The 15,657-nt window shown below is 68.9% G+C and carries 12 protein-coding genes and 1 riboswitch; of the genes, 2 read left to right on the forward strand and 10 right to left on the reverse strand.

Features of this window, described 5'->3' with window-relative positions:
* Window positions 1-39: 39 nt before the first annotated feature.
* Window positions 40-921: a Dyp-type peroxidase gene (locus tag BCEP18194_RS34220; RefSeq protein ID WP_011355891.1), complete on the reverse strand. Its 882-nt coding sequence runs from the start codon at window positions 919-921 to the stop codon at window positions 40-42.
* A gap of 490 nt (window positions 922-1,411) precedes the next feature.
* On the opposite strand from BCEP18194_RS34220, the gene BCEP18194_RS34225 reads away from it, so the two are divergent.
* Complete coding sequence (locus BCEP18194_RS34225; RefSeq protein ID WP_011355892.1) at window positions 1,412-3,274, forward strand: ABC transporter ATP-binding protein; 1,863 nt, start codon at window positions 1,412-1,414, stop codon at window positions 3,272-3,274.
* Between the two features lie 208 nt (window positions 3,275-3,482).
* Complete coding sequence (locus BCEP18194_RS34230; protein ID WP_011355893.1) at window positions 3,483-4,196, forward strand: riboflavin synthase; 714 nt, start codon at window positions 3,483-3,485, stop codon at window positions 4,194-4,196.
* An 18-nt stretch (window positions 4,197-4,214) separates the two neighbouring features.
* Here the strand turns inward: BCEP18194_RS34230 and BCEP18194_RS34235 are convergent, their stop codons facing one another.
* The 9 genes from BCEP18194_RS34235 to BCEP18194_RS34275 all read right to left on the reverse strand — a co-directional run bounded on the left by BCEP18194_RS34235 (window position 4,215) and on the right by BCEP18194_RS34275 (window position 15,301).
* On the reverse strand, window positions 4,215-4,919 hold the full coding sequence (locus BCEP18194_RS34235; protein WP_244273003.1) for a shikimate kinase: 705 nt from the start codon (window positions 4,917-4,919) through the stop codon (window positions 4,215-4,217).
* Window positions 4,879-6,120 (reverse strand): voltage-gated chloride channel family protein, encoded by a 1,242-nt coding sequence (locus BCEP18194_RS34240; RefSeq protein ID WP_011355895.1) that lies wholly within the window; start codon window positions 6,118-6,120, stop codon window positions 4,879-4,881. Before BCEP18194_RS34240 ends, BCEP18194_RS34235 begins: the two co-directional genes overlap by 41 nt.
* Before the next feature lie 79 nt (window positions 6,121-6,199).
* A riboswitch (Fluoride riboswitch) is annotated at window positions 6,200-6,303 on the reverse strand.
* Window positions 6,304-6,373: 70 nt separating this feature from the next.
* Window positions 6,374-7,393, reverse strand: coding sequence for a chemotaxis response regulator protein-glutamate methylesterase (locus tag BCEP18194_RS34245; RefSeq protein ID WP_011355896.1), 1,020 nt, complete (start codon window positions 7,391-7,393; stop codon window positions 6,374-6,376).
* Window positions 7,390-9,699 carry a hybrid sensor histidine kinase/response regulator gene (locus BCEP18194_RS34250; RefSeq protein ID WP_011355897.1) on the reverse strand — a complete coding sequence of 770 codons (2,310 nt, stop codon included), beginning with the start codon at window positions 9,697-9,699 and terminating at the stop codon, window positions 7,390-7,392. Before BCEP18194_RS34250 ends, BCEP18194_RS34245 begins: the two co-directional genes overlap by 4 nt.
* Complete coding sequence (locus tag BCEP18194_RS34255) at window positions 9,696-10,403, reverse strand: chemotaxis protein CheW (protein ID WP_011355898.1); 708 nt, start codon at window positions 10,401-10,403, stop codon at window positions 9,696-9,698. The genes BCEP18194_RS34250 and BCEP18194_RS34255 overlap by 4 nt, the downstream gene beginning before the upstream one ends.
* A 46-nt stretch (window positions 10,404-10,449) precedes the next feature.
* A complete protein-coding gene (locus tag BCEP18194_RS34260) occupies window positions 10,450-11,862 on the reverse strand; it encodes a CheR family methyltransferase (RefSeq protein ID WP_011355899.1) in 1,413 nt (470 codons plus the stop codon).
* Entirely contained in the window at window positions 11,859-12,371 is a 513-nt protein-coding gene (locus tag BCEP18194_RS34265; RefSeq protein ID WP_011355900.1) for a chemotaxis protein CheW, read from the reverse strand. Before BCEP18194_RS34265 ends, BCEP18194_RS34260 begins: the two co-directional genes overlap by 4 nt.
* Window positions 12,368-14,044 carry a methyl-accepting chemotaxis protein gene (locus BCEP18194_RS34270; RefSeq protein WP_011355901.1) on the reverse strand — a complete coding sequence of 559 codons (1,677 nt, stop codon included), beginning with the start codon at window positions 14,042-14,044 and terminating at the stop codon, window positions 12,368-12,370. The genes BCEP18194_RS34265 and BCEP18194_RS34270 overlap by 4 nt, the downstream gene beginning before the upstream one ends.
* A gap of 123 nt (window positions 14,045-14,167) precedes the next feature.
* Window positions 14,168-15,301, reverse strand: a complete 1,134-nt coding sequence (locus tag BCEP18194_RS34275) for a hybrid sensor histidine kinase/response regulator (RefSeq protein WP_011355902.1) — start codon at window positions 15,299-15,301, stop codon at window positions 14,168-14,170.
* Window positions 15,302-15,657 lie beyond the last annotated feature (356 nt).

Consider the following 15,657-nt stretch of genomic DNA (forward strand, 5'->3'; position numbering starts at 1 on the left):
CGATGCGCGGCCCCCCGTTTCGTCGAACCCGTCAGGCGCTTACAGTCCCAGCGCGGACAGGTCGAGCTTGCCGTCCTTCAGCGGCGGGCACCAGAAATACGCACCCGTCAGCGGCCGCGTGAAGCGGAACAGGCCGTCGACAATCCCGTCATCCGCGCCGCTCATGCGGCGCATCTGCACGTCGAACGCACGGAACGAGCAGCCGAACGCGACGAAGTAGAGGCCCGCGCGACGCGCGTCCGACCACGGCGACGAACGGCGCAGCATGAACGCCTCAGGCTCGAAGCTTTCCTGCGCGGTGCGCTTCACGTGCGCGAACTCGGGTGCGTCGTCGAGCTCTTCGTTGTCCGAGCGGCGGCGCCCGATGATGTTGTCCATGTCGCCCGACGGAATGCGCTCCATCTGGTCGAAGTCGTGCAGCCATTGCTGGACCGCGACGAAGCTTGCCCCGTCCAGCCCCGCGCCCTGCCCCGTCACGATCGCCGCGGCCACCGCGTCGTCGCCTTCCGGGTTCTCGGTGCCGTCCTCGTAGCCGGACAGGTCGCGGTCGTTCGAATAGCGGAAACCATCGACCGCATCCTGCAGCGCGAACGCCGGTGCCAGCGCGCGCTCGATCGCCCGCGCGCGCAGCACGATCTCGCCTCGGTCGTCGCCGCGCAGCCAGACCCACACGTCGGCCGGCGTCGCCGGCAGCGTGCGGTCCTTCACCGCGAACGCCGGGAATTCGGTCAGGCCCGGCACCGGGCGCCCGAGGTGCGCCGCCAGCGCATGCCCGAACCCGACCACCGTGTCGCGTCCGTCGACGATCTCGCGCAGCGCGGCCAGCGCCGCCGCCACATTGCCGTCATTCGACATCGTGAAAGTGAGGTATCGGGCCGCCGTATCGATCGGGGTCAGGATGCCTTGCTGAACGTCGCTCATCGTTTCCTCAGGAATGTATCGTGGTGAATCTGCGAGGGCCGCGGCGGCGTGCGCCGCAGACGCTGAAGTGTAATCGATGCGTGTGCCGGCCCTTGCGCTGCCGCACTGGGGAAAGGCCGCAAAAGAAGGGCCGAAACCCTGAATACTAACCGTATCGACGCTGCAACGCCGCATTCGTCAGACGTTGCGGCGCGCCCGACACTGCTGATAGAAACTTTTCACGTCTTTTCGGCGTCCTTTCAACCGTTCACTTCAGGGGAGGTGCAGATGTTCCGAATGCCAGCAACCTTCCCGAACGTGGTCCCACGGCGCAGCTGATCCAGCCCGCCGTCCGCGCCGGCTCCCGAGTTTTCCGCTAACCCGTCAGCCGCGCCGTTTCCCGACAGCCCGTTTCGTTTTCCGCCCGCGATTTTCGCGCGGCCCGGCTGTTGCGTTTTCGATGTTCTCCGAACCGGAAAGTCCCGTCGCGCGATGCGCCGGGCAACGATAAATGACCAGAAAAACCTCCCGTCTGGGCGGCCAGGCATTCCAGGCCGTCTTCGGCTTCACCTTCCGTTACTGGCGCAAGCAGCCGGCCCGCACCGCCACGGTCGCGAGCCTCGCGCTGCTCGCCGCCCTCGCCGACGTGCTCACGCCGCTGTTCGCCGGCCGCCTCGTCGACGCACTGTCGACCGGCCTGACCGACCGCGCCGCCGCGTGGCATGCGGCCCTCGTCGCGTTCGGCACGCTCGCCGCGCTCGGGCTCGGCGCGACGATACTGCGGCAAGGCGTCTACCTGAACATCATCACGCTCACGCTGAAGATGATGAGCGAGATCGCGGCCGCGTCGTTCCATCGCGTGCAGCGCTTCTCGACCGACTGGCACGCGAACAGCTTCGCGGGCTCGACCGTGCGCAAGATCACGCGCGGGATCTGGGCACTCGACCTGCTGAACGACACCGTGCTGATCGCGCTGCTGCCGTCGGTCACGATGCTCGTCGGCGCCACCGTGCTGCTCGGCACGCACTGGCCCGTGATGGGGCTCGTCGTCGGCGCGGGTTCGCTGCTGTACATCACGGTGACGGTGGCGGTGTCGCTCGGCATCGTCGCGCCGGCCGCGCGGCTCGGCAACCTGTGGGACACGCGCATGGGCGGCGCGCTCGCCGACGCCGTGAGCTGCAACGCGGTCGTCAAGGCGTTCGGCGCGGAAACCCGCGAGGAAGCGCGGCTCGCCCGCGTGATCGGCAAGTGGCGGCAACGCACGCGCCGCACGTGGGTGCGCGGCACGTTCAACGGCGGGTTGCAGGGCGCGATGCTCGTCGCGATGCAGGCCGCGATGATCGGCGTCGCGCTGCGGCTGTGGGCGAACGACGAGGCGAGCGTCGGCGACATCGCGTTCGCGCTGACGATGTTCTTCATGCTGCAGGGCTACCTGCGCGACGTCGGCATGCACATCCGCAACCTGCAGCGCTCGGTGAACGACATGGAAGAACTCGTCGCGCTCGAACGCCAGCCGCTCGGCATCGACGATCGTCCCGGCGCGCCGGCGATCCGGATCGGGCAAGGCGAGATCCGCTTCGAGCACGTGACGTTCCGCTACGACAACCATCCGGTGCCGCTGTACGACGATTTCTCGATGCGGATCGCGCCGGGCGAGCGCGTCGGCCTCGTCGGCCACTCGGGGTCCGGCAAGACGTCGTTCATCAAGCTGATCCAGCGCCTGTACGACGTGTCGGGCGGCCGCATCACGATCGACGGCCAGGACATCGCGCAGGTGCGGCAGGATTCGCTGCGCAGCCAGATCGCGATCGTCCAGCAGGAGCCCGTGCTGTTCCACCGCACGCTCGCGGAGAACATCGCGTATGCGCGCCCCGACGCGAGCCGGGCCGACATCGAGCGCGCCGCGCGGCTGGCCAGCGCGCACGACTTCATCGCGACGCTGCCGGACGGCTATGACACGCTCGTCGGCGAGCGCGGGATCAAGCTGTCGGGCGGCGAGCGCCAGCGGGTCGCGATCGCGCGCGCGTTCCTCGCCGATGCGCCGATCCTGATCCTCGACGAAGCCACGTCGAGCCTCGACAGCGAAAGCGAGCTGCTGATCCAGCAGGCGATGGAGCGGCTGATGGTCGGCCGCACGACGCTCGTGGTCGCGCACCGGCTGTCGACCGTGCGCGCGCTCGACCGGCTGCTGGTGCTCGATCGCGGCAAGGTGATCGAGGAAGGCAGCCACGACGCGCTGATCCGGATCGACGGCGGCATCTATCGCCGGCTGTTCGAGCGGCAGGCGCTGGAACTCGCGAAGGGGCTCGCCGATTCGCCGCGGCGCACGGCGGACGACGCTGCCGGGCCGCTGGGCGAGCCGGCCGAGGTGTGACGCAAGCGTGTCGCAACGCGCGCCGGCGGTGCGGTCATCACCGCTGGCGCACGTCGATAAACGGATCCGGATCGAGGCCGTGCCAGGTGCACGGCCTTTTTTTGCGCCCGCGAATCGGGCCGGGCACCCCGACGCCACGCGCCGCAAGGCCGCCGCTTCCCGGATCACTTATCATGTCGACCAGGAAATTTGCGACTAGGGATCGACCATGTTTACAGGAATTGTCCAGGGCGTTGCCACCATCAAGACCATCGCCGATCACGGGGAACTGAGAACCTTCAGCATCGAATTCCCGGAGCGGTTTACCGACGACATCGAGATCGGCGCCAGCGTGTCGGTCGACGGCGTCTGCCTGACGGTGACGACCATCCATTCGCCGGAGCTGATCGACTTCGACGTGATGCTGCCGAGCCTGCGGATCACCACGCTGGCCGATCTCGCGACGGGCGCGCACATCAACGTGGAGCGGGCCGCGAAGGACGGCGCGGAAATCGGCGGGCATCCGCTGTCCGGCCATGTCGACTTCACCGGGACCATCCGGCACATCGCGATGTCCGAACACAACCGGATGGTGCGCATCGGCGTGCCGGAGGCGTTCAAGCGGTATGTGTTCGCAAAGGGTTATATCGCGATCAACGGCTGCAGCCTGACGGTGTCCGACGTCAACCGCGAAGAAGGCTGGTTCGATGTCTGGCTGATTCCCGAAACGCGGCGCGCGACGACCTTTGATGCAAAGGGTGTCAACGACACCGTCAACATCGAGATCGAGCGCAGCACGCAGGTGGTCGTCGACACGATCCGGGAAGCGGTCAAGGAAACGCTCGGCGAGCTGAACGGCGTCGTCACCGCATTGCTGGCGGAAAAAGGCATCGATATCGAGGAACTGCTGGCGCGGCATGTCGCGCGGCTGCCGAAGCAGTAACGGACCGGGGGTTTCAGGTCAGTCGCCGAAGCACCGGGATTGGCCGCCCGCCCGCGACCGGATCCGCGACGGCATCGACGCCACGATGAAGCGTTCGATGTCGGCCGCCACCTGTTCGGGTGGTCCGTCGCTCTCAAACCGCTTGCAGTTCAGGCGCATGAACGCAGGGAACCGATCGCGGATCTTGCGCATCTCGTCGGCTTCGTTCGCATTCAGATACGGCCGTGACATTTGCCGGCCCACGATCACTTTCGCGCAGCGTTCGAGGTCGAACGACGGCAACAGGAGCGCGGTGAATCCGTCCGCCTCGATCCCACGGCGAAGTGCCGGGTAGGTCGGCGCGACATCGTCCGGATACAGCATGAAACCGGACGAAACCGCGCAGATCGTGGGCACCGACATGTCGCGCTCGAGTTGCTCGTACAGCCCGACGTTGTGCGATGCGTACTCGGCATAGCCACGATCCCGGATGAACTCGGCGATGTTCCCGTGCGTGGCGAGGAAGCATTGATCCACATCGACGAACCGCCAGTTCAGGCGCGCCGCGACGAGCGCCCCGGCCGTGGTCTTGCCGGCGCCGCCCGGCCCGATCAGATGTACCCGCAACGACACGCTCTCCCTCCGACATCGCATGCGTCGCGTTCCCGGCGGAACCGCGACGAACCTGCCTTCCGCGCCCGCCTCACTCCGCGTCCGCCCGCGCGCCCTTCCCCACCGCCACACGCTGCGCGCGATAGATCCCCGCGTGCCCCGAGAACAGATACGCGACGACACACGCGACGATCGCATACACGCCGATATCCGCGCCGAACAGTTCGATCGCCATGATCGTCGACGCGATCGGCGTATTGGCCGCACCGGCGAACACCGCGACGAAGCCGAGCCCCGCGAGCACGGGTACCGGCAGCGCCAGCACCTGCCCGAGCGCGTTGCCGAGCGTCGCGCCGATGTAGAACAGCGGCGTCACTTCGCCGCCCTTGAACCCCGACGCGAGCGTGACGACGGTAAACGCGAACTTGCCCGCGAAATCGTAGAGCGGCAGCGGGCCATGAAACGCCGCCTCGATCGTCGGAATGCCGAGGCCGAGATACTGCGGCACGTTCAGCGCGGTGGCGGCCGCGGCGACCAGCAGGCCGCCGAGCACCGGCTGCAGCGGCGCATAGCGGACGACGCGCCTGAACCACGCGGTCAGCGCGTGCGTCGCGAACGCAAACAGCCGCCCGACCACGCCGAACGCGATGCCCGCGACGACCGTCACGGCCAGCCCCGTCGCCGACACGGCCGGCACGAACGGAATCGCATAGGCCGTGTGATGCACGCCCCACGCGCGGCAGACGACGTCCGCGACGATCGCCGATGCAACGCAGGTCAGCAGCGCGTCGTACCGCACGCGCCCGATCGCGAGCACTTCGAGCCCGAACACGGCGCCCGCGAGCGGCGTGCCGAACACCGATGCGAAACCGGCCGCGATGCCGCCCATCAGCAGCACGCGGCGATGCTCTCGATCGAGACGGAACACGTGCGTGATGCGATCGGCGAGCGCGCCGCCCATCTGCACGGCCGTGCCCTCGCGGCCGGCCGAGCCGCCGAACAGGTGCGTGACGACGGTCGCGACGAGCACGAGCGGCGCCATCCGTTTCGGCACCAGCGCCTTCGGGTCGTGGATCTCGTCGATCAGCAGGTTGTTGCCGCGCGCGACGGACTGGCCGAAGCGATGGTAGATCCAGCCGGTTGCGAAACCGGCGGCCGGCAGCCCCCACAGCAGCCACGGATGCGCGACGCGCGTGCCGGTCGCCCAGTCGAGCGCGATCAGGAACAAGGCGGAAGCCGTGCCGGCCAGCGTGCCAAGCAGGGCCGAGAGCGCGAGCCAGCGGCACACATAGCGCACGGTCGCGAGAAGATCGGCAGAAGTCGTGAAAAACATGATTTCCAGATTCGACGGAACATCAAAACCTGGGCGGCAGAAACCCGCATGGACGGCCTGCGACCTCCTGACGACCCAGGAACACGCAGGCATCATCAGCCGGGCTAACCGGCGGTTGAGGGCCGCACCGCGCGCAACGCGCCGCATACGACCGCAGGGAGGCATGCCATCTCCGCAGGCCGCCATTGTACGCGACGCCCCGCGCCGCCCGCAATGCGGCCACGGGATGGCGCCGCGCGCCCCCAGGACGCCGTCAGTCGCGCAGCGGGCGCGTGATGCGCGAGATCAGTTGGGGCGCGATCCGTTCGAGCGGCAGGATCGCCGACGCCGCGCCGATCGCCGCGGCCGCCTTCGGCATCCCGTAGACGGCGCTGGTCGCCTCGTCCTGCGCGATCGTGTAGCAGCCCTTCGCACGCATCGCCTTCAGGCCGAGCGCGCCGTCGCGCCCCATGCCCGTCAGCAGCACGCCGAATGCCTCGCCCTGCCAGCCGTCGGCGACGCTGTTGAAGAACACGTCGATCGACGGCCGGTACGGCGTCTCGACCGGATGCCGCGTATAGCCGAGCACGCCGCGCGGCGACAGGTACAGGTGGTCGTTGGTCGCCGCGAGCAGCACCTCGCCGGGCTGCGGCACGCTGCCCTGCCGCGCGACGCGCACCGGCAGCCGCGTATAGCCGTCGAGCCACTCGGCCATCCCGAGCGCGAACGCCTGGTCGACGTGCTGGACGATCACGATGGCCGCCGGAAAATCGGCCGGCAGCGCCCGCAGCAGCGCGGTCAGCGCGGTCGGCCCGCCTGCGGACGCGCCGATCGCGACGAGCGTCGGCTGGCCGCGCTCGGGCGCCGGCCCCGGCGGCACGAGCGCCGCGGTGCGGCTTTCGAGCAGCCGGCCGATCTGGTCGATCTTCGCGAGCAGCGCCTGCGGCGACGCGTCCGTCGACAGCCCGAGCGCGAGCGTCGGCGTGTCGACCGCGTCGAGCGCGCCGGCGCCCATCGCTTCGTAGACCGACGACGTGTTCGCGCTGACGCTTGCGGTCACGACCAGGATCGCGCACGGTGCGCGCGCCATGATCCGGCGCGTCGCGGCCACGCCGTCGACCTTCGGCATCACGAGATCCATCAGCACGAGATCGGGCGGATGCGCGACGCAGAAATCCACCGCCTCGTCGCCGTCGGTTGCGACCCACAGCACGCGGTGGTCCGTGCGCAGCGCGAGCACGCGGCGCAGCGCCTCCACGGCGAGCGGCAAGTCGTTGACGATGCCGATGTTCATCCGCGCGCGTCCCCGATCAGGTCATGCACGGCGTCGAGCAACGCCTCGTCGTGGAAGCTGCTCTTCGCGAGGTAGTAGTCGGCGCCCGCATCGAGCCCGCGACGGCGATCCTCGTCGCGATCCTTGTACGACACGATCATCACCGGCAGGCGCTTGAGCATCGGATCGCCCTTGATCAGCGTGACGAGTTCGATGCCGTCCATGCGCGGCATGTCGACGTCCGTGACGACCAGATCGAACGCATCGCTGCGCACCGCGTTCCAGCCTTCCATCCCGTCGACCGCGACCGTCACGTCGTAGCCGCGCTTTTCCAGCAGCTTGCGTTCGAGCTCGCGCACCGTCAGCGAATCGTCGACGACGAGCACGCGGCGGCGCCGGTCGGCGAGCGCGAGTTGCGGGTCACGCGTGAGCCGCGCGAGTTGCCCGCCGCGCACAAGCTTGTCGACCGAGCGGATCAGGTCCTCGACGTCGACGATCAGCACCGGGTCGCCGTTCTCGAGCAGCGCGCCGGCCGCGATGTTCTGGATCTTGTTCAGGCGGCTGTCGAGCGGCTGCACGACGAGCATCCGCTCGCCGAGGAAGCGGTCGACCGCGACGCCGTACAGTTCGGGCTCGCCGCCGACGACCACCACCGCCGTGCTCGTGCGCGCGACGTCGGGCTCGCCCGCATCGAGCAACTGGTGCGCGGCGACGAGGCCCGCGCGCCGGCCGTCGAACGGAAAATGCGGCTGCCCTTCGAGCACGTCGATATCGTCGTGCGCGAGTTCGAGCGTGCGGCGCACGTGCGCGAGCGGGAACGCATACGGCTCGCCACCCACTTCGACGAGCAGGCTGCGGATCACCGACAGCGTGAGCGGCAACTGCAGCACGAAGCGCATGCCCGCGCCCGGCTCGTTGAAGATCCGCACCGCGCCGCGCACGCCGCGCACCATCTCCTGCACCGCGTCGAGCCCGACGCCGCGGCCCGACACGTCGGTCACCGCATCGCGCATCGAGAAGCCCGGCAGCAGCAGGAATTCGAGCAATTCGGGATCGGACAGCCGCGCGGCCGTCTCGTCGTCGGTCAGGCGCTGGCGCACGACGGCCGCGCGCAGCGCGTCCATGTCGACGCCCGGGCCGTCGTCGATCACGCTGACCAGCAGCGAGCCGGCGCTGTGACGCGCCTCCAGCGTCACGCTCGCCTCGGCCGGCTTGCCGCGCGCACGCCGTGCGTCCGGCGAATCGACGCCGTGATCGATCGCGTTGCGCAGCAGGTGGCCGAGCGGCGCGTCGAGCAGGTCGAGGATGTCGCGATCGACCTGCGTGCCCTCGCCGACGATCGAGAAACGCACCTGCTTGCCGAGCGAGCGCGCGAGATCGCGGACGATGCGCGGGTACGCACGCGTCGCGTCGCCGAACGGTCGCATCCGGCACTGCAGCGCCTCGTCGTAAAGCTGCTCGGCGATATGCGTGCTGCGCCGCTCGAAGCGGTCGAACTCGTCCATACGCTCGGCGAGCGAACGCTGCAGGTCGTTGAGCATGTGCCGCACTTCGTTCATCGACGCGAGCATGCCCGCGTCGAGATCGTCGGCGAATTGTTCGTACATCAAATCGAGCGAGCGGGCCGCGTCGCGCTGGGCACGCTTCACGCGCAGCATCGATTCGGCGAACGGCTTGAGCCAGCGCGATTCGACCAGCGATTCGCCGGACAGGCTCAGCAGCCGGTTCAGCGTATCCGCACGCACGCGGCGCATCGCGCCGGCGCCGGCCACGCGGCCGGCCTGGGCCGGATCGGGCACCCCGCCCGATACAGCCAGCGGCGGCACCGCGGCGCTGGCCCCGACGGGCTCGTTCGCGGCGCCTTCGTGCTCGCGATACGGCACGACCGACGGCGGCATCGGCGGCGGGACGGCGGACGGCGCCTGCATCGTCTGCGCGCCGTCGGCGCCGGTCAGCGCCGCCGCGAACACGTCGATCTCCGTCGGCGTCACGGGTTGCCCCTGCGGATCGCCGACGCGCACCAGCAGATCGACGCCCGCCAGCAGCACGTCGACGTGCGTGGCCGTCAGCGCGATCGTGCCGGCCTGCGCGGCGACGAAGCACTCTTCCATCCGCCCCGCAATATCGACGCCGAGCGGCACGCCGACGATGCGCGCGGCGCCCTTCAGCGAATGCGCGGCGCGCATGCATGCCTCGAGCGCAACGGAATCGGGCTCGCCCGATTCGAGCGCGAGCAGCCGCTCGGACAGCGCCTGGGTCTGCGTGCGCGTCTCCTCGCGATACAGCTCGAGCAGCGACAGGTGGCTCAGGTCGTCATCGCCGCTCATCGCATACTCCGTGTGACTGCGTCGAACAGGCGGTCGTCGTCGAGCAGGCCCACCGACTTGCCGCGCCACGACAGCACGCCGCGCGACAGGCCGGCGCTCGCGCGCCCGACCGTCGCCGGCACGGGCACCCAGTCGGATGGGCCAAAGCGCAGCACGCCTTCGACTTCGTCGACCGGAAACACGACCGGCTCGCCCTGGTGCGCGGCCACCAGCAGCCGCGTGAAGCGGCCATCGTCACCGCCGCTGCCGCCCTTGCCCGCATCGAGGCCGAGCAGCGCGCCGATCGAGATCGCGATGCGCAGCGTGCCGCGGATGTTGACCACGCCGCGCACGGCCGAATTGCGGCGATGCGGCAGCGAATGGATCGGCCGCGTGCCGGCGATCTCGCGCAGCACGCCGATCGGCAGCGCAAGCCATTCGTCGGCCACGCGGAACGCCAGCGCCGCGTGGTGCGTATCGGCATCGGCGTCGTGCACGTGCGGCGCACCGGTCGCGCTCATCCGGCGCGTGGTGTCGGCCATCTCGGCGCCATCGAGCGGACGCTCGAGCAGCTTCGCCGCGTGATATGCATACACGGAGCAGTTCAGGCAGCGCAGGCAGTCGTTCAGCCGCTCGCAGGTGCGGTCGCCACGCGTGCCGATCCGGTTCCAGCAGTCGTCGACGTCGATCGTCGTCTCGTCAATGGCAGCGGCGGCGCGGTTCATGAAGTCCTCTGGTCATCGCGGTGTCGGTTCCCAACCCGTAGTCTTGTCAGCCGGCCGAGCGCCGTGCGCGCTCGAGCAGCCATTGCGCGCCCGCACGATCGCCGCCGACGTCGAGCAGCGTCGCGAGATGGGTCAGCGCTTCGTGGTGCGTGGGCCGCAGGTACAGCGCCTTCCGGTAGAAGTCGCCGGCTTCCGTGGCGCGTCCGCGCGCATCCGCGATCAGCCCGTTCAGGTAGAACGCATCGGCATGCGGCCCGACGCGCGCCGAGAACTGCGCGAGCACGCGCTCGGCCTCGTCGAACGCGCCGGCATTCGCCAGCGCCTGCGCATCTTCCAGCGTCGGCGCGGCGCTTTCGGCGACCGGTGCGAGCGACGACGCCGGTTCGGCCATCGCCACCGGCAGGTCAGCCCGTGCGTCGAACGCCGCCGTGTGCATGGCCGGCGGCGGCGCCGCCGCGAACGGCTGACCCGCATCGCCGAGCCAGGCCGGCGGTACGACCGCCAGCACCGGGCGCGTTGCCGCGAGCGGCGCGACCGTGAAGCGCTCCGCGCGCCGGTACGGCGCGGCCGCCGACAGCGGTGCCGCCGGCCGGGCCGCGAATACGTCGGCCGCCGCACCGGCGGGTTCGCGATGAAACGCGAATGCCAGCGGCACGCGGGCCGAGCGCATCCCGTGCCGCATCGCGACGCCCGTTTCGGCCGGCCCGACGAACAGCATGCCGTCGTCGGCCAGACGCTCGTCGAGCGAGCGGATCACGCGATCCTGCGCGTCGCGATCGAAGTAGATCAGCACGTTGCGGCAGAACACGAAATCGTAGCGAATGCCGGTATCCACGGCCGGTTCGACGAGGTTCGCCTGACTGAACTGCACGCACGCGCGCACGCGCTCGTCGAGCAGCCAGCCGTCGCGGGTCGGCGTGAAGTGCCGCGCGCGAAACTCCGTCGCGGTGCCCCGGAACGCATTGCGCCCGTAGCAGCCGAGCCGCGCCTGCTCGATCGCTCGCGCGCTGAGGTCGATCGCGTCGATCGTGAAGCTGGCCGGGTCGAGCCCCGCGTCGAGCAGCGCCATCGCCGCCGAATACGGCTCTTCGCCGGTCGAGCACGGCGCGCTCAGCACGCGGATCACCCGACCGGGCAGCGCGGCGAGCCGTTCGGTCGCGAACCGCGCGAGCGTCGCGAAGGCCTCGCGGTCGCGGAAGAACCAGGTCTCGGGCACGACGAACAGCTCGATCAGCGCCCGCCTTTCATCGGCCGACGCATTGAGCTGCTGCCAGTAGGCATCGAGCGCGTCCTGCGTCACGGGCGGCCGCGCCGCCGACGGCAGGCGCTCGCCGTCCGCCTGCAGCGCGTGCACGCGTTCCGTCAGCGCACGGGTCAGGAAATCGTTACCGAGCGAATCGGGGTCGATGCCGGTCTCGCGCAGCAGCCAGCCGCGAAATCGCGATTCGGACTCTTTCATGCTGACTCTCCCCCGTGGCCCGGCAGGCCGTCGAACAGATACAGGCGCGCGACGTCGTCGATCAGGTCGGACACCGATACCTGCTGCACGACGCCGTCGGGCGTATTCGCGACCGGCCCGAGCCAGCGCGTGCGCGCGGTCGAGATGCCGCTCGACCGAAACGCCGCGCGGTCGATCCGCATCGTCTGCGTCGCACGCTCGACGATCAGCCCGATCGTGCGCTCGCCGCCCGCTTCGTCCGCGCGGTAGCGGACCATCACGAGCCGCGTCGAGCGCAACGCATGCGCGCGGCGCCCGAGCGCCAGCATCGGCACGTCGATCACCGGCACCGGCTGGCCGCCGCGCATCAGCAGCCCGGCGATCCATTCGGGTGCGCCGGGCACGGCCTTCGTGACCGCGAGCGGCAGCACCTCGTCGATGCCGGCTGCGTCGAGCGCATAGCGCTCGCCATCGAGCTCGAACATCAGGAACAGCGCGTGGGCGCCGTTCTGCGGGTCGGCGCGCGTCACGCGTCGACCTTGAAGCGCGACACGCTGGTGCGCAACTGGTTCGCGACGAGCGTCAGGTCGTCGATCGCCTGCGACGACTGGCGCAGCGACTCGGCCGTCTGCTGCGCGGCCTCCGACAGCTGCGACAGCGCCTGCGTGATCTGCTCGGCGCCGTTCGCCTGCGTCTGCATCCCTTCATTGACCATCTGGAAGCGCGGCGCGAGCGTCTGCACCTCGGCGATGATCTGCGACAGCTGCCCGCCAACCTGCTGCACGTCGAGCATGCCGCGGCGCACTTCCTCGGAGAACTTGTCCATCCCCATCACGCCCGCCGACACCGCCGACTGGATTTCCTTCACCGTCTGCTCGATGTCGTAGGTCGCCACCGCCGTCTGGTCGGCGAGGCGGCGGATCTCGGTCGCGACGACCGCGAAGCCGCGGCCGTACTCGCCGGCCTTCTCGGCCTCGATCGCCGCGTTCAGCGACAGCAGGTTGGTCTGGTCGGCCACCTTGGTGATCGTCGCCACCACCTGGTTGATGTTCAGCGCCTTCTCGTTGAGGATCGCGAGCTTCGCGTTCACCGAACCGGCCGCGTCCATCACGCTGCGCATCGTCTCGCCCATCCGCGTGAGCCCGCTCTGGCTCACGCCCGCGAGCGTCGCCGACTGCTCGGCCACGCCGGCCACTTCGTTCATCGTGCGCAGCAGGTCGCGCGACGTCGCGAAGATCTCGCGCGACGTCGCGCCGATCTCGGTCGTCGTCGCCGCGGTTTCGTTCGCGGTCGCCTGCTGCTCGCGCGACGTCGCCGCGATCTCGGCCACCGACGTCGTCACCTGCAGCGACGACTGCTGCGCGCGTGCGACGAGCTCGGTCAGCTCGTCGGCCATCCGGTTGAAGCCCGTCTCGAGCGTGCCGAATTCGTCGCGGCGGCGCAGGTCGAGGCGGTGCGTCAGGTTGCCGGTGCGCATCACGTCGTGCACCTCGACGAGCCGCGCCATCGGCACGGTCACCGAACGGTACAGCACGTAGCCGAGACCGAGCGCGGACAGCAGCACGAACGCCACCGCGACCGCGAGCACGACTTCGGTGTCCTGCACGGATTCGCGGATCAGCTTCGCGGATTGCTCGGCGAACTTGCGGTTTTCCTGCACCAGCACGTTCGCGTTGCGCACGACCTCGGTCCACGCGGGCAGCGTTTTCGCGTATGCGGCGACGGCCTCCTCGCGCGACACGCGGCTCTTCTGCACGGCTTCGTTCAGCAGCGGCACGTAGCGGTCGTACGCGCCGCGGAACGCCGCGAAGCGCTGCCGGTCGTCGTCGCGGAACGTCGTGCTCTGGTAGTCGACCGACAGCGATTCGATGTCCTTCAGCGCGTCGGAGATCTTCGCGAGATCGCGCTGCACGGTTTCGGCCTCTGTGTCGACGAAGGTCGCCTGCTGCAGCAGCGTGAACGATTCGTTGACCGAACCGCGCAGCGACGACGCGAGGTAGACGCCGGGCAGCGAGTCGCGCTCGATGCTGACGGCTTCGCTATTGATCGCGCGCAGGCGCTCGTAGGACACGCCGGCTGTCACCAGCATCAGCACGAACAGCACGCCGAAGCTGAGCAGGATGCGATTGCCGAGCGTCAGCCGGGCAGCGCCGATCGTCGGATGCAGGCTTTCATTGGTCGCGCGGGGCGTCACGGTGGCCATGTTCGTTATGGGCTTTATAAAATCTGCGTTGAAAAAATCCGCGCCCGCCTGCGCGCCGGACGGCGCGCCACGAGCGCATCGGGGTCTGCGGGCAGCGCGGCGCCGGCAGGCCGCGCCGCGAAATCACCGCTCCGCTTGCGCCGGCAGCCGAAGCGCGACCATGAAGCCGCGCGCCGTATTGCGCATCAGGATCTGGCCGCGATGCCGCGCCGCCGTCGCGCGGACGAACGCGAGCCCGAGGCCGAAGCCGCCGCGCGCCGCGCCATGCGCGGATTCGAGTTGCACGAACGTCTCGGTCGCGGCCGTGCGCTGCTCCGGCGCGATCCCGGCGCCGGTATCCTCGACACCGATCAGCCATGCACCGTCCTCGCTGCTCAGCGTACAGTGCACGTCCGTGCCGGCCGGGCCGTACTTCAACCCGTTGTCGATCAGGTTCGCGACCGCGCGCGTCAGCATCATGCGGTCGCCCATCGTCACGCATTCGGTATCGGGCACGTGCGCGGCGACCCGGCTGCCGAGCCCGGCCGCCTTCTCCCACAACTGGTCGACGGCGTCGAGCACGATCTCGTTGAGACTCACGACCTCGTGCGCGCGGCGCTCGGACTGCGCGCGGGTCAGATGGATGAAGCCGTCGGCCAGCGCGAGCGCGCGCCGCGCATGGCCGGCAATGCGCTCCATGATCGCCGGCATCTCGCCGTGCTCGGTCCGGTAGACGTCGAGCAGCGCGAGAATCGAGGTCTGCGGCGAACGCATGTCGTGCGACAGGAAATCGAGTGCCTCGTCGCGCTGCCGGGACATCAGGTAGGAATTCGAGTGATAGCGGATGCGGGCGGCCAGCTCCATCGCGTCGGGGAGCTTCACCAGATAGTCATTCGCGCCGGCGATGAACGCCTCGCGCTTGACGATCGGCTCCTCCTTCGCGGACAGCACGATGATCGGCACGCGAGCGGTGCCGGCGTCCGCACGCCACGCGCGGACCAGATCGAGGCCGTCGATCTCCGGCATCACGAGATCCTGCAGGATGACAGTCGGCTTCACGTCGCGCGCCACCGCCATCGCCCGGTGCGCATCGGTGCACACATGCAGGTCGATGTCATGTTCGCTGCGCAGCGCGCGGCGGATCACCTCACCGACGAACGGTTGATCGTCGACGAGAAGGACCGATAACCCCGATTCAAGACAATCCGAGGCATTATCACCGCTCGATTCTTTCATAAATACAGTTTCAAACGCCGATTCTCCAATCGATTCTTTCATAGGAGTTGTTTATCAGACTTGGACGCTATCTTATTTTGGCGGTTGAAAAACCCGCCTGATTCCGCCGATATGGCCTGTCGGCGCTGCCTTGCAGGGCTCCGGACGCCGATTTCTCCCCGTTGGCGGCCGCATTACCTCCGCATCCTTTCTCTCAATAAACATAACCGGCTGATTCTAAATGAAATTAGAACACAGCATCTATCTCCTTCCGGTTTAGTTTTGCCAAATATGCAGAATGAGACGGAAACAGTTAAATCAGATCATTTCCGGATTCGAAAGACGATAACGTTTGCGACACCGGCGCGATAAGGTTTGCATGCGCTGCAAGGCTGGCTGCCTGCCGCATTCAAGGGCCG

Origin of the sequence: Burkholderia lata (assembly GCF_000012945.1) — a bacterium.
Classification (GTDB): Bacteria; Pseudomonadota; Gammaproteobacteria; order Burkholderiales; family Burkholderiaceae; genus Burkholderia; species Burkholderia lata.

Excerpts from the sequence above, each read along its gene's own strand:
- BCEP18194_RS34220 (WP_011355891.1), bottom strand. The coding sequence starts at position 921 with ATGAGCGACGTTCAGCAAGGCATCCTGACCCCGATCGATACGGCGGCC.
- BCEP18194_RS34225 (WP_011355892.1), top strand. The coding sequence starts at position 1,412 with ATGACCAGAAAAACCTCCCGTCTGGGCGGCCAGGCATTCCAGGCCGTC.
- BCEP18194_RS34230 (WP_011355893.1), top strand. The coding sequence starts at position 3,483 with ATGTTTACAGGAATTGTCCAGGGCGTTGCCACCATCAAGACCATCGCC.
- BCEP18194_RS34240 (WP_011355895.1), bottom strand. The coding sequence starts at position 6,120 with ATGTTTTTCACGACTTCTGCCGATCTTCTCGCGACCGTGCGCTATGTG.
- BCEP18194_RS34245 (WP_011355896.1), bottom strand. The coding sequence starts at position 7,393 with ATGAACATCGGCATCGTCAACGACTTGCCGCTCGCCGTGGAGGCGCTG.
- BCEP18194_RS34250 (WP_011355897.1), bottom strand. The coding sequence starts at position 9,699 with ATGAGCGGCGATGACGACCTGAGCCACCTGTCGCTGCTCGAGCTGTAT.
- BCEP18194_RS34255 (WP_011355898.1), bottom strand. The coding sequence starts at position 10,403 with ATGAACCGCGCCGCCGCTGCCATTGACGAGACGACGATCGACGTCGAC.
- BCEP18194_RS34260 (WP_011355899.1), bottom strand. The coding sequence starts at position 11,862 with ATGAAAGAGTCCGAATCGCGATTTCGCGGCTGGCTGCTGCGCGAGACC.
- BCEP18194_RS34270 (WP_011355901.1), bottom strand. The coding sequence starts at position 14,044 with ATGGCCACCGTGACGCCCCGCGCGACCAATGAAAGCCTGCATCCGACG.
- BCEP18194_RS34275 (WP_011355902.1), bottom strand. The coding sequence starts at position 15,301 with ATGAAAGAATCGATTGGAGAATCGGCGTTTGAAACTGTATTTATGAAA.